The following is a 12969-nucleotide window of genomic DNA, read 5'->3' on the forward strand; positions in this document are numbered from 1 at the left end:
AGGCGGGTTTTTTTCAGAATGGAGAGTGTGGGTGGTGTGAGCCGCTTACGCTTTTAAATATTATCTAGCTTCAGCGGCTAGAATCTCCGGCCATTTCACTCTCTCGCTTGAAGCAAAAAGCGCTTCAAGGTCGAGAGCTCCAATGGCCTGCGATTCTGAGCAAGCCGCTTACGCTTTTAAATATAATTTGCGTTTTTTTGAGTAAGTACCATATACTATTTGTATTAGATACTAGGATGTAGAGGTGAATGATGTGTTAGATCGTTTGCAAGCTGTAGAAAATCGTTATGAGAAGTTAAATGAATTGTTAAGTGACCCAGAGGTTATTAGCGATACAAATAAGCTTCGTGAATATTCAAAGGAACAGTCTGATATACAGGAAACGGTAGAGGTGTATCGTGAGTATAAGGATGTTCGTGAGCAATTAAAAGATGCGAAAGCAATGTTAGAAGAGAAGTTAGACGCAGAAATGCGTGACATGGTAAAAGAAGAGGTTTCTGAGTTAGAATCACAAGAAAAAACGTTATCAGAACGTCTGAAAATTTTACTAGTTCCAAAGGACCCTAATGATGATAAGAACGTTATCGTTGAGGTTCGTGGGGCTGCTGGTGGCGACGAGGCCGCTTTATTTGCTGGTGACTTATACCGCATGTATAGCCGTTATGCTGAGGTTCAAGGTTGGAAAACAGAAATTATCGAGGCTAGCTATACAGAGTTAGGTGGATATAAAGAGATTATCTTTATGATTAACGGTAAAGGTGCTTTCGCGAAGCTGAAATTCGAGAATGGTGCTCACCGTGTACAACGTGTTCCTGAAACGGAATCTGGTGGACGTATTCATACATCTACAGCAACTGTAGCTGTATTACCAGAGGCAGAAGAAGTAGAAATCGACATTCACGAGAAAGATGTTCGTGTTGATACATTTGCTTCTAGTGGTCCTGGTGGACAAAGTGTTAATACAACGATGTCAGCGGTACGTTTAACACATTTACCGACTGGTGTAGTTGTATCTTGTCAGGATGAGAAATCACAAATTAAGAATAAAGAAAAAGCGATGAAAGTATTACGCGCACGTGTTTATGATAAGTTTAGACAAGAAGCACAAGCTGAATATGATCAAAACCGTAAACAAGCTGTTGGTACGGGCGATCGTTCAGAGCGTATTCGTACGTATAACTTCCCGCAAAACCGTGTTACAGACCATCGAATCGGTTTAACGATTCAAAAGCTAGATCAAATCTTACAAGGTAAGTTAGATGATTTCATCAATGCCTTAGTGATGGAAGATCAGGCTCAAAGGATGGAGGCAGCTGAGTAATGCGTGTCTATGAAGCCCTGAAATGGGCTTCTTCTTTTTTACAGGAAAATGGACGAGATGAAAATGCGGGAGAAATTGTCCTTTGTCATGTATTAAAGATGAACAGAACAGGATTACTTATGAATATGCGTGAAGAAATAAATGAGGAACAAGAGGCAAGCTTTACGGAGTTTATCCACAAACATGTAGAAGGTATTCCTATTCAATATATGATTGGTTATGAAATGTTTTATGGCCGGTCGTTCTTTGTGAATGAAGAAGTATTAATACCAAGACCGGAAACAGAAGAGCTTATAGTAGGAGTATTAGAAAGAATTGAGCGCCATTTTGGCGACAAGGAACTACATGTAGCAGATATAGGCACAGGTAGTGGAGCGATTTCTATTACGCTTGCTTTAGAAAATAAAAATCTCCACGTGTATACAGTAGATATTGCACAAGAGTCGATTGAAGTTGCAAAAGAAAATGCAAAAGCTTTAGGTGCAGAAGTAACGTTCTATCACGGTGATTTATTGTCACCATTTCATAAAACGGGTCAAAAGCTAGATGTTGTTGTTTCAAATCCTCCATATATACCGGAAGAGGATTGGCGTGGTCTTTCTCCTGTTGTGAAAGAGCATGAGCCGAAGAGAGCGCTTGTTGGTGGAGAAGACGGATTAGATTTTTATCGCCGTTTTATGGAAGAATTGCCGAATGTGTTGCAGGAGAAAGCAATTGTAGCGTTTGAAATTGGAGTAGGACAAGGTGAGGATGTAAAAAGATTGTTACAACAAGCTTTTCCACATGCCCATGTTGAGGTTGTTTTTGATATTAACGGAAAAGACCGTATGGTATTTGCAGAGATGGAGTAAGGTTCACACCTTACTCCATTTTTTTGTGGGAAAATTCATATAGATTTTGAATTTAATAGTTTAGAAATATGAAAGTCTGTCCACACTGTTTGTAGAGGGGACGGTGGAGGAAATGAAAAAACAAGTTATTGCTTATCTTCTTATATTATTAATTGGTGCACAGTTACTTGTGCAGTTTGGATATATGAAAGCTGATGCAAAAGGGCCTTCAGTTATTCCGAAAGAGGCCGTTCGATTACGAATTTTAGCAAATAGTGATTCAGATAAAGACCAGGCATTAAAGCGTAAAGTGCGTGATGAAGTAAAAGCACAAATTGATGGATGGGTAGCGGATTTAACTTCATTTGAAGAGGCGCGCAAAGTAATTCAAAGTCATATTCCAGAAATCGAGAAAACGGTGGAAAATACGTTAAAAAGAGAAGGAAGTAAAGAATCATTTCAAGTGAAATTTAGTAAGAATGTAAAGTTTCCTACAAAGGTATATGGGAATTTTATTTATCCAGCAGGAGAATATGAAGCGGTATTGATTACAATTGGAGAAGGTGAAGGGGCGAACTGGTGGTGTGTATTATTTCCACCAATGTGTTTCTTAGATTTTTCGAGTGGGACAGCTGTAAGAAAAGAAGAGCACGTTGTGAAGGCGGAATCTCCTGAAGAGGAGCAGGTGAAACAACTAGATGAGGAAGTAGTAAATACAGAAGAGAAGAAAGTGGATAAGGTTAAAGAAACGAAAGTTGTAAAACAGGAAGTAGTAAAAGAAGTAACAGCTTCTGAAAAGAAAGTAGTAAAAAATGAAACAAAAGTCGAAGAGCAGCCTGTAAGTAAAGAAGAAACAAAAACGGTGGAAAAAGTGGAGAAACCTGTGGAGAAAAAACAAGAAAAGCAAAATGAGTATGTAAAAGTAGAAGAGGAAGAAAAAAAGCCAGAAGTTAAATTGTTTATTGTAGAAGCTTTTACATCTTTATTCTCTAAATAGTACTATTAATAAATCCCTCCTCATATATAAAAATGAGGAGGGATTTATTATGAAGAAAGTGTATTTTGCTACGAAAGCAGATGTGGAAAGATTACATTCTTTTTTCGGACAAGCTAATAAAAAAGATGATAAAATAAATGAGTTGTACGCACAATTTATGATTTTGGAAGAGGCGGAAGAAATAAGAGCTGTAATTGGTTATGAACAAAGTGGGGAAGATGTACTTATTCGTTCTTGTTTATTCACACCTCATGTGGATAAACAGACTTTCTTATATTTTTTTGAAATGTTTTTGCAGTATATGAAAGAAAAAAGTGTTCAACAATTGTACTTACTAACAAACCATCCACAATCTGTACCGATCTTTCAGTTCTTTGACTTTTTTACTATAGAAAAGGATGAGGTTCCAGAGGGTATTCAACAGTTAGAACATTTTTGTAAAAATATAAAAGAGCAGAATGCAATAATACTAAATTGTCAGCTATTCACAAAGTTATCCACGGATTAATTGGGTTTATCCACATTTTGTGGATAAACCTTGTTTGTCTTTTGGATAAATCTCATAGTAAACTAAAAATAGACAAGTATTTAAGGGTAGAAAAGGACGTGGAAAAAAATGCATACAAATATGTGGGTTGTGGATAATGTTGTGGAAAGAAAAAAATATTATCCACAGTTACAAGAAGCAGCAAAATTATTAAGAGAAAATGAGGCGGTTGCTTTCCCTACGGAAACAGTATATGGGTTAGGTGCAAATGCGATGGATGATGAAGCAATCGCGAAAATTTTCGAAGCGAAAGGAAGACCGAGTGATAATCCACTCATTGTCCACATAGGTACAAAATCTCAGTTAGATGGGATTGTGAAAGAAATCCCACCAGTTGCAGAGAAGTTAATGGCGCATTTTTGGCCAGGACCATTAACAATTATTTTGCCGAGAAAAGAAGGGATTTCAGAGAGGGTGACGGCGGGACTTAATACGGTTGGGGTAAGAATGCCTGATCATCCAGTTGCACTTGCTCTTATTGAAGAGGCGAATGTACCTGTTGCGGCACCAAGTGCGAATCGTTCAGGGCGTCCAAGTCCAACACTAGCTTCTCACGTATATGAAGATTTGAATGGGAAGATTGCAGGTATTGTTGATGGTGGTGCAACTGGAGTAGGCGTTGAATCAACTGTAATTGATTGTACAAGCACGGTTCCAACAATATTACGTCCAGGTGGGATTACGAAAGAACAATTAGAAGCGGTGATAGGTACCGTTTCTTTAGATCCAGCTTTAAAGGATGAGAAGGAAAAACCGAAATCACCTGGAATGAAATACACACATTATGCGCCGAAAGCACCACTTAGTATTGTTGAGGGCTCACGTGAGTTTATTCAGCAACTTGTGGATGAGAAAAAGGAAGAAGGATTTAAAGTAGGTGTATTAACGACGGAAGAGTATCAGCATGTATATAACGCAGATGTTATATTGTCTTGTGGTGTTAGAAGTGACTTAGCTAGCGTTGCGACTAAATTATATGATGTACTTAGAACATTTGATGCAAGTGAAGTGGATGTTATTTTTAGTGAGTCGTTCCCTAATGAAGGAATAGGAAATGCTATTATGAATCGTTTAACAAAAGCGGCAGGACATCATATTATTATTGAATGATAAGGTAAGGTTAGCAAACAGAATATTTCTCCTTGGATAAGCATATTGTGAAGTAGCACGTCCAAGGAGGGGCATGAATGACGTTTGAACAGCTAATACCTTTAATAATTATGGCATTCGCCTTAGGGATGGATGCGTTCTCGGTGAGTCTTGGTATGGGGATGATGCCCCTAAAGTTAAGACAAATCCTGTATATTGGTATGACGATAGGGATATTTCATATTATTATGCCATTTATAGGGATGGTACTAGGTCGTTTTTTATCAGAGAAGTATGGAGATATTGCACATTTTGCGGGTGCTATTTTATTAATCGGACTAGGTTTTTATATCGTATATTCGACCATTTTACAAAATGGAGAGACTAGAACTGTCCCTATTGGAATTAGCTTATTCGTATTTGCATTTGGCGTTAGTATAGATAGTTTCTCAGTAGGGCTTAGTCTTGGTATTTATGGGGCACAAACAATCATTACGATATTACTTTTTGGATTTGTTAGCATGTTGTTAGCGTGGATTGGTTTATTAATTGGTAGACATGCGAAAGATATGCTCGGTACATATGGCGAGATAGTAGGTGGCATCATTCTAGTTGGATTTGGATTATATATCCTTTTTCCTATATAATTTTATGTAGGAGGGAATTATGAACAAGCTATTGGGATGGTATGTTAAGTTTTTAACCTTCTTTCCTCGATGGCTAAGAAGGCTTATAATTTGGGGTATTATTTTGCAAATTGCAATTTTAGGTTGGATTAAGTTAATTCGCGAATAGTAAGATAGCTCCTTTCTGTGCATAGTTTTGTTTGTACTATATTGATTGCGCTAAAAAATTACACATATAGAAAGGATGAGATGAATGACAAGATTGAAGCAAGTTTTTGGTATTATTATTAGTTTTTTTGTTTTTTGGTTTAGTATGCTCGGTGTACAAATGTTTGCTGAGTTTTTAGATATTGAGTCATTGAAATTTGTTGCAGGAAAGACTGAGGCGGCGCGTGCTTTTTACTCTCCGTACCCGTTTTTAATTGTTTTTCTTATTACACTGCTTTCCCTATACTTCTTCGTAATTAAGCTAGGGAAGCCGAAAAAAGAAAAACTGCCTACTTTAGAGGAAAAGAAGGAAGAATTACAATGATAAAATCCCCTGCTAAAAAGCAGGGGATTTTTATGTTTGAGTGATGGCAGGAATCGATTCTGAACGAGCCGCTTCCGCTTTTAGATATTTATCCAGCTCCAGCGGCTAGAATGGTCGGTGGCTTCGCGTCTTCCTATGAGGCAAAAAGCGCCTCTGCGTCAGAAGCTCCATCCCCCTCTCATTCTGAGCGAGCCGCTTCTGCTTTTAAACTGGCCTAACCAGTTCAAATTGTTCTCCTAATTTTGCATAGTTGTGTCCTGCTAGGCGGCTTATTGGTTTGAGTCCTTCTGCGTGAATGCGCCCTTTTTCATATAGATGCTCGGCAACGTGGAAACGAACGACGCGTCCAATTAGTAGATCACAAGCTGGTGAGTCTTCTGTTCCACCAAGTGGAATTGCACGTTCTAATATACATTCCATTCGAATATTTGCTTCTTTTACACCTGGAACAGAGATGACTTCACTTTCAATTGGTGTTAGTTTTGCTAGTTCAATTTCACTTTCATTTGGCGGGAGATTAGCTGCTGTTTCGTTAATTGCTTCTACGTAAGATTCATCAGAAATATGTACGACAAACTCACCTTTTTCAATTGCGTTTCGGGAAGTGTCCTTTCTTTCTCCGGCTTTTCGTTGTACAGAAACAGAGATAAGTGGTGGATTAGCAGCGACAATATTGAAATAACTATATGGTGCGCCGTTTAATACACCGTCTTTTGTTACAGAAGTAACGAATGCGACAGGGCGAGGGATGATACTTCCAGTAAGTAATTTGTAATTATCTTTTTCAGTTTGTTCATTTGGATTAATGGATAACATGCTTGTAATCCCCTTTCTAAATATGAATACTTATTGTTTGTTTACAAGATATCGGTGAGAAAATCCTGCTGGAAATAATATTTTGTTTCATAAAAAGAACTTACTTCAATTGTAATGAAGTAAGTTCTTTTTCAAGAATCTCAAGATTGAGATGAAAATTAAAGTAAAACGTATGCGCCAGGTCCGATTAAAGCTACACCAACAGCAACAGCGATTAACATTAAATTATATTCATATCCGTTTTGTGTCACCCAGTAACCATTTTTCCCGTGAACAGTGAAGATAGCCATTAACATTGTTCCAACGATAAATAATGAGCCAACTATAATGAAAATACCTGATGCGAATAAGAAACCACCTAGTAATTCAGTTGCACCAGCCATAAATGCCATAAATACACCAGGACGTAAACCGATTGATTCCATCCAGCCACCTGTTCCTTTTAAACCGTAACCGCCGAACCAACCAAATAATTTCTGAGCACCATGACCCATGAATGTAATTCCTATAATAAGACGAATAATAAGAAGACCGAAATCCATCATTTTTAAAAACCTCCTAAAAGTTATTAACTTACCTTACGTAAGTAATGATAAAATAGTTACTTACTTTAGTCAAGCGGATTTTGAAAAAAGTTTGAATTAAATTTTACAAATTAACAACAAAAAACAAAATGTAGTAAAGACCTCTAGACAAGTTGGGCAAAAAAAGAGAAAATATAAATAGAAGTTAACTTCTTATTGTTATTCAGACAATCAGAATTGACTGGAATTTTGTGAAGCGCTACAATAAGAGTCTATTAGTAATGACGTAATTTATTTCGAAAGCGTTTTTACAGTATAATATTCGAAGTATGAAGTCTTACATGTATCCCGAGCTTTACTAGGGATTGCCCTATAAACTTTTAGGTAAATTATAAGGAGGACTATCCTATGTTTAAAAAATTATTTGGTCTTGGTTCAAAAACAAATGAAGAAACAATCGTAGCTCCATTAACTGGAGCAGTGAAAAATATTGAAGAAGTACCAGATCCAGTATTCGCTGGTCGTATGATGGGTGACGGTGTTGCAATCGATCCTACTGAAGGTGTAGTTGTATCTCCAGTTGATGGTGAAATCGTACAATTATTCCACACAAAACATGCTATCGGAATTAAAGCGAAAAACGGCACAGAAATTTTAATCCACGTTGGATTAGAAACTGTAAAAATGGAAGGCGAAGGTTTCGAAGCTCACGTTTCTGAAGGCCAAGCTGTAAAAGCTGGAGATAAATTAATCTCATTCGACTTAGAATTAATCCGTGAAAAAGCGAAAAGCACAATTACTCCAATCGTTATTACAAACACAGATGCAGCTGAGTCTATTAAGACAACTGTAGGCGTAACAGCTACAAAAGGTTCAACAGAAGTAATGAAAGTTACAATGAAATAATTGCTGTATAAGAGGAATCTGTTTAGTATGAAATGGATTCCTTATTTTTGTTGCATATTCAGTAGGTATGTTAAAATACTCTGGGCACTTGGAAATAGGGTTTCACATATATGTGGATAAGGCGCATTTTTCTTAGAAAAAATATAAGAGAACTGCGCTTTTTGTATATTCACATTTCTTTTGTTCTATTCTAATGTAAGTTATGATGAGTGGTAAGAAATCGAATATAGGGGTGGGGTTGGATGAAACGAGTGTTATTTGTTTGTACTGGCAATACATGTCGTAGTCCGATGGCTGAGGCGTTGCTTCGTCATCACGGAGGAGATAGGTTTGAAGTGCAATCTGCCGGTGTTTTCGCCTATCCTGGGAGCGATGCATCGGTATATGCGAAGGAAGCTTTAGCTGAAAAAGGGATTTCAATTAATCATGCCGCGCAGCAAGTAAACGAAACTTTGCTTGATTGGGCTGATATTGTCGTAACGATGACAGAAAATCATAAACACATTGTACTTGGGCATTATCCGAGTGTTGAAAAGAAATTGAATACGTTATATGGATTAACTGAAGGTATAGGTAAGGACATTTCAGATCCATTTGGAGGCTCGCTTTCTATTTATAAAAAAACGTTAGATGAGATGGAAAAACTTGTACAAACTTTACTGAAAAAACATTCAGTAGGTTGATGTTTCGTGTATAATACGATATTGGAGATCACTTCGTCCTATTGAGGTAGCAAGTGTGAAATGAAGATAATTGATTGAAACTTTGGAGGGGTAAAAATGAAAGTAGTAATAGCATCTGATCACGGCGGTATGAATATCCGCAAAGAACTTGTAAGTTTATTAGAAGAGTTAAATATTGAATATATTGATTTAGGTTGTGAATGTGAAGCTGGTTCTGTTGATTACCCTGACTTTGCGTTTCCGGCAGCTGAAATGGTAGCGAACGGTGAAGTAGATCGTGGTATTTTAGTTTGTGGGACAGGCATTGGTATGTCAATCGCAGCAAACAAAGTAAATGGTATCCGTTGTGCGTTAGTTCATGATACTTTCAGTGCGAAAGCAACGAGAGAGCATAATGACACTAACATGCTAGCAATGGGCGAGCGTGTAATTGGTGCTGGTCTAGCGCGTGATATCGCAAAAATCTGGTTAACAACTGACTATGAAGGTGGTCGTCACGAAAACCGCGTAGGAAAAATTAAAACATACGAAACAAAGTAATAGATTCTAACTATTAGTAGTGTGAAATATAATTTGGTGAACCAACCTGTGAAAGGAAGAGGCGTAATGACAGAAATCGTAAAAGTAAGAGAACAGCTACAAATGTCGCTTTCTGATTTCCAAGAACAAGCTTCATTACAAAGCGGTCAAATTTTTGTAGTGGGTTGTAGCACGAGCGAAGTGCTAGGCGAAAGAATTGGAACATCAGGAACGATGGAAGTAGCAGAGGCGATTTTTTCTGAGTTAAAACAATTTCAAGAGCGAACAGGTATTGAATTAGCGTTTCAATGTTGTGAGCATTTAAACCGTGCTTTAGTAGTTGAGAGAGAAGTAGCGATAAAATATCAATTTGAAATTGTAACAGTTACGCCTGTTAGATCAGCAGGTGGTGCATTGGGGACATATGCGTATCACAATTTGAAAGATCCGGTAGTAGTTGAGTTTATTAAAGCAGATGCAGGAATGGATATTGGTGATACATTTATTGGTATGCATTTAAAACATGTAGCTGTTCCGGTTCGTACAAGTGTGAAGGCAATTGGAAGTGCGCATGTAACGATGGCCAAAACACGTGGAAAACTAATTGGTGGAGCACGTGCTGTTTACGCGGTGACGGAAGAGACTACCACTTGCCGTTAAATATGAGAAATTAGGAAGTCATATAGTAGCTGTTTATCATAAGATAAAAGGTATGTTGTCTGACTTTATAGTAGAAGAAAGAAAAGACCGATTTTCGGTCTTTTTTTTCTTTTATGATATAGAAAGTCATGTTAGAATGTAGTTGAAAACATGAAGGTTCGAAAGAATTACAACCTGAATTTTCGTTTTTTCTGAATAAATGAGAAAAAACTGTTGGGAATCGATGTAATTCGTTCAGAAAAGGGGGATTTTGGTGGATCATTTAAAACGTCAAGATGAAAAGGTATTTGCTGCAATTGAGGCAGAACTAGGAAGACAGCGTTCAAAGATTGAGTTAATTGCTTCGGAAAACTTTGTAAGTGAAGCGGTAATGGAGGCGCAAGGTTCTGTTTTAACAAATAAGTATGCTGAAGGATATCCTGGAAAACGTTACTATGGTGGCTGTGAACACGTAGACGTAGTAGAAGATATCGCACGTGATCGCGTAAAAGAAATTTTTGGCGCAGAGCACGTAAACGTTCAACCACACTCTGGTGCACAAGCGAACATGGCAGTATACTTCACAATTTTAGAGCAAGGCGATACAGTACTTGGTATGAATTTATCTCATGGTGGTCACTTAACACACGGAAGCCCTGTTAACTTCAGTGGAGTACAATATAATTTCGTAGAATATGGCGTGGATGCTGACTCTCACCGTATTAATTACGATGATGTATTAGCAAAAGCGAAAGAACATAAACCAAAATTAATCGTTGCAGGTGCAAGTGCATACCCTCGTGTTATCGATTTCAAACGATTCCGTGAGATTGCAGATGAAGTGGGTGCATACTTAATGGTGGATATGGCACATATCGCTGGTTTAGTAGCTGCTGGCTTACATCCAAATCCAGTACCACATGCACATTTCGTTACAACGACAACACATAAAACGTTACGTGGTCCGCGCGGTGGTATGATTTTATGTGAAGAGAAGTTTGCAAAACAAATTGATAAATCAATCTTCCCTGGTATTCAAGGTGGTCCACTTATGCACGTAATCGCTGCAAAAGCTGTTGCGTTTGGTGAGACACTTCAAGAGGATTTCAAAACGTATGCACAAAATATCATTAACAATGCGAACCGCTTAGCTGAAGGTCTTCAAAAAGAAGGACTTACACTTGTTTCTGGCGGAACAGACAATCACTTAATCTTGATTGATGTTCGTAACCTAGAAATCACAGGTAAAGTAGCAGAGCACGTATTAGATGAAGTTGGTATTACAGTGAACAAAAATACAATTCCATTTGAAACAGCAAGCCCATTTGTAACAAGTGGTGTACGTATCGGTACAGCAGCTGTAACATCTCGTGGTTTCGGTTTAGAAGAAATGGATGAAATTGCGTCACTTATTGCTTATACATTAAAAAATCATGAAAATGAAGCTGCATTAGAAGAAGCACGTAAGCGTGTAGAAGCGTTAACGAGCAAATTCTCAATGTATCCAAATCTATAATAGATTGAAGAAGACTGCTGAAACGTAATTGTTTTGGCAGTCTTTTTTGTGGACATATATTATTTTTAAAGTATGTATACAAATGATGAATAAATTTTGGCGATATAATGAAGGATACAGCTCCCATAATTGGTAAAGATACTAGATAGATTCATCGTAAAATCATGATTTTGCCAAATTTGCCCTTGAATATTAGTAGCGTTTTCTTTACAATCGTAAATAGTGTAAAAAAGCGTGCAAACGCATGAATATCATCTAAAGGAGAGATTCACATGGGAAAACTGTATGTATTTGATCACCCGTTAATTCAACATAAGATTACATATATTCGCGATAAGAATACAGGTACGAAAGATTTTCGTGAATTAGTGGACGAAGTAGCAAGCTTAATGGCTTTCGAAATTACTCGCGACCTTCCGCTTAAGGATATTGAAATTGAAACGCCTGTAAGCAAAGCGACAACAAAAGTGATCGCTGGTAAAAAACTTGGTTTAATTCCGATTTTACGTGCAGGTTTAGGAATGGTTGATGGAATTCTGAAATTAATTCCAGCAGCAAAAGTAGGACACGTTGGTTTATACCGTGACCCTAAAACATTGCAACCGGTAGAATACTATGTGAAACTTCCAACGGATGTAGAAGAGCGTGACTTTATCGTACTAGATCCGATGCTAGCAACAGGTGGTTCTGCGGCTGAAGCAATTAACTCTCTGAAAAAGCGCGGTGCGAAACAAATTAAATTAATGTGTATCGTTGCAGCTCCAGAAGGGGTAAAAGTAGTACAAGAAGAACATCCCGATGTTGATATTTATGTAGCAGCATTAGATGAGAAATTAAATGACCACGGATATGTAGTACCAGGTCTTGGTGATGCTGGTGACCGTTTATTCGGAACGAAGTAAGACAACTGACGAGCAGGGGAGATTCCCCTGCTCGTTTTTTTTTGCTGTAAGCAAGTAGGGGAGGGGAGAGGAGAGGATAAATATACATCGTATATACAACATAAGTTGCATACACATCACATATAATATAGAAGTCTTACGTCTGAGGAACACTATATTATGGAAGAAAAGCGTTATATCTCGAAAATATAATAGTGACAAACTTGTGAACATTTCCTTCTATTATAAAGAGAAAACTGTTAGAAATTGCATATATGTAACCAGTATTTAGAAGGGGAACGTTTTCATTTTTGGGAGGAAATGCCTAATACTCAAATTTTTAGATTTTTTACGATTTCTCGTTGACACTGTTAATACCCTATTGTATGCTAACAACGGGGATAGATGGTAGGGCTTTCAGTGACAAAAATACATCTATTCCGTGACGAAAATGTAAACTTTTTGTTTTGTATAGGATTTATGCAAAAAAATGAGTTATTATTAACACATCGTGAATGAGGGTTACATATTGGAGGGATGAAT

General features: G+C 37.5%; 17 protein-coding genes. 15 read left to right on the top strand and 2 right to left on the bottom strand.

Annotation, left to right across the window (positions count from 1 at the left end; genetic code table 11):
• The first annotated feature begins 253 nt into the window (after positions 1–253).
• The 8 genes from prfA to CN409_RS03700 all read left to right on the top strand — a co-directional run bounded on the left by prfA (position 254) and on the right by CN409_RS03700 (position 5942).
• Positions 254–1321 (top strand): peptide chain release factor 1, encoded by a 1068-nt coding sequence (gene prfA / locus CN409_RS03670; RefSeq protein ID WP_000887066.1) that lies wholly within the window; start codon positions 254–256, stop codon positions 1319–1321.
• The gene (gene prmC / locus CN409_RS03675; RefSeq protein ID WP_001267024.1) at positions 1321–2172 is read left to right on the top strand and encodes a peptide chain release factor N(5)-glutamine methyltransferase; all 852 of its coding nucleotides are present in this window, start codon (positions 1321–1323) and stop codon (positions 2170–2172) included. The genes prfA and prmC overlap by 1 nt, the downstream gene beginning before the upstream one ends.
• A 112-nt stretch (positions 2173–2284) precedes the next feature.
• Positions 2285–3148, top strand: a complete 864-nt coding sequence (gene spoIIR, locus CN409_RS03680) for a stage II sporulation protein R (RefSeq protein WP_016078210.1) — start codon at positions 2285–2287, stop codon at positions 3146–3148.
• A 49-nt stretch (positions 3149–3197) separates the two neighbouring features.
• Positions 3198–3656 (top strand): GNAT family N-acetyltransferase, encoded by a 459-nt coding sequence (locus CN409_RS03685; RefSeq protein WP_000758437.1) that lies wholly within the window; start codon positions 3198–3200, stop codon positions 3654–3656.
• Between the two features lie 108 nt (positions 3657–3764).
• Entirely contained in the window at positions 3765–4805 is a 1041-nt protein-coding gene (locus tag CN409_RS03690) for an L-threonylcarbamoyladenylate synthase (protein WP_000557357.1), read from the top strand.
• Positions 4806–4882: 77 nt separating this feature from the next.
• Entirely contained in the window at positions 4883–5431 is a 549-nt protein-coding gene (locus tag CN409_RS03695) for a manganese efflux pump MntP (protein ID WP_000142476.1), read from the top strand.
• 19 nt (positions 5432–5450) lie between these two features.
• Positions 5451–5579 (top strand): hypothetical protein, encoded by a 129-nt coding sequence (locus CN409_RS32515; RefSeq protein WP_001037654.1) that lies wholly within the window; start codon positions 5451–5453, stop codon positions 5577–5579.
• Between the two features lie 84 nt (positions 5580–5663).
• Entirely contained in the window at positions 5664–5942 is a 279-nt protein-coding gene (locus CN409_RS03700) for a DUF3935 domain-containing protein (RefSeq protein ID WP_000197471.1), read from the top strand.
• Between the two features lie 204 nt (positions 5943–6146).
• On the opposite strand, the gene CN409_RS03705 is transcribed toward CN409_RS03700, so the two are convergent.
• A complete protein-coding gene (locus tag CN409_RS03705; RefSeq protein WP_000949050.1) occupies positions 6147–6758 on the bottom strand; it encodes a flavin reductase family protein in 612 nt (203 codons plus the stop codon).
• Positions 6759–6916: 158 nt separating this feature from the next.
• A complete protein-coding gene (locus tag CN409_RS03710; RefSeq protein WP_000968613.1) occupies positions 6917–7303 on the bottom strand; it encodes a DoxX family protein in 387 nt (128 codons plus the stop codon).
• Positions 7304–7690: 387 nt separating this feature from the next.
• Here CN409_RS03710 and CN409_RS03715 point away from each other — a divergent pair, with 387 nt between their 5' ends.
• From CN409_RS03715 to CN409_RS03745, 7 genes are all read left to right on the top strand, one after another.
• Positions 7691–8188 carry a PTS sugar transporter subunit IIA gene (locus CN409_RS03715; RefSeq protein WP_000473666.1) on the top strand — a complete coding sequence of 166 codons (498 nt, stop codon included), beginning with the start codon at positions 7691–7693 and terminating at the stop codon, positions 8186–8188.
• 242 nt (positions 8189–8430) lie between these two features.
• A complete protein-coding gene (locus tag CN409_RS03720; protein WP_000832378.1) occupies positions 8431–8871 on the top strand; it encodes a low molecular weight protein arginine phosphatase in 441 nt (146 codons plus the stop codon).
• A gap of 96 nt (positions 8872–8967) precedes the next feature.
• The gene (gene rpiB, locus CN409_RS03725; protein ID WP_000869542.1) at positions 8968–9411 is read left to right on the top strand and encodes a ribose 5-phosphate isomerase B; all 444 of its coding nucleotides are present in this window, start codon (positions 8968–8970) and stop codon (positions 9409–9411) included.
• 66 nt (positions 9412–9477) lie between these two features.
• Positions 9478–10050 (top strand): TIGR01440 family protein, encoded by a 573-nt coding sequence (locus tag CN409_RS03730; RefSeq protein WP_000136383.1) that lies wholly within the window; start codon positions 9478–9480, stop codon positions 10048–10050.
• 253 nt (positions 10051–10303) lie between these two features.
• Positions 10304–11545: a serine hydroxymethyltransferase gene (glyA, locus tag CN409_RS03735; RefSeq protein ID WP_000349800.1), complete on the top strand. Its 1242-nt coding sequence runs from the start codon at positions 10304–10306 to the stop codon at positions 11543–11545.
• Positions 11546–11817: 272 nt separating this feature from the next.
• Positions 11818–12447, top strand: a complete 630-nt coding sequence (gene upp, locus CN409_RS03740) for a uracil phosphoribosyltransferase (protein WP_000517539.1) — start codon at positions 11818–11820, stop codon at positions 12445–12447.
• 384 nt (positions 12448–12831) lie between these two features.
• Entirely contained in the window at positions 12832–12945 is a 114-nt protein-coding gene (locus CN409_RS03745) for a DUF4024 domain-containing protein (protein WP_000232961.1), read from the top strand.
• The last annotated feature ends 24 nt before the right edge of the window (positions 12946–12969 follow it).

Source organism: Bacillus sp. AFS012607, from assembly GCF_002558005.1.
GTDB lineage: Bacteria > Bacillota > Bacilli > Bacillales > Bacillaceae_G > Bacillus_A > Bacillus_A thuringiensis_S.

Coding starts and splice junctions, on each gene's coding strand:
- CN409_RS03710 (WP_000968613.1), bottom strand. CDS start 7,303: ATGATGGATTTCGGTCTTCTTATTATTCGTCTTATTATAGGAATTACA.
- CN409_RS03700 (WP_000197471.1), top strand. CDS start 5,664: ATGACAAGATTGAAGCAAGTTTTTGGTATTATTATTAGTTTTTTTGTT.
- CN409_RS03745 (WP_000232961.1), top strand. CDS start 12,832: ATGGTAGGGCTTTCAGTGACAAAAATACATCTATTCCGTGACGAAAAT.
- CN409_RS03720 (WP_000832378.1), top strand. CDS start 8,431: ATGAAACGAGTGTTATTTGTTTGTACTGGCAATACATGTCGTAGTCCG.
- CN409_RS03730 (WP_000136383.1), top strand. CDS start 9,478: ATGACAGAAATCGTAAAAGTAAGAGAACAGCTACAAATGTCGCTTTCT.
- CN409_RS03705 (WP_000949050.1), bottom strand. CDS start 6,758: ATGTTATCCATTAATCCAAATGAACAAACTGAAAAAGATAATTACAAA.
- CN409_RS32515 (WP_001037654.1), top strand. CDS start 5,451: ATGAACAAGCTATTGGGATGGTATGTTAAGTTTTTAACCTTCTTTCCT.
- CN409_RS03695 (WP_000142476.1), top strand. CDS start 4,883: ATGACGTTTGAACAGCTAATACCTTTAATAATTATGGCATTCGCCTTA.
- CN409_RS03685 (WP_000758437.1), top strand. CDS start 3,198: ATGAAGAAAGTGTATTTTGCTACGAAAGCAGATGTGGAAAGATTACAT.
- prmC (WP_001267024.1), top strand. CDS start 1,321: ATGCGTGTCTATGAAGCCCTGAAATGGGCTTCTTCTTTTTTACAGGAA.
- CN409_RS03715 (WP_000473666.1), top strand. CDS start 7,691: ATGTTTAAAAAATTATTTGGTCTTGGTTCAAAAACAAATGAAGAAACA.
- rpiB (WP_000869542.1), top strand. CDS start 8,968: ATGAAAGTAGTAATAGCATCTGATCACGGCGGTATGAATATCCGCAAA.
- CN409_RS03690 (WP_000557357.1), top strand. CDS start 3,765: ATGCATACAAATATGTGGGTTGTGGATAATGTTGTGGAAAGAAAAAAA.
- spoIIR (WP_016078210.1), top strand. CDS start 2,285: ATGAAAAAACAAGTTATTGCTTATCTTCTTATATTATTAATTGGTGCA.
- upp (WP_000517539.1), top strand. CDS start 11,818: ATGGGAAAACTGTATGTATTTGATCACCCGTTAATTCAACATAAGATT.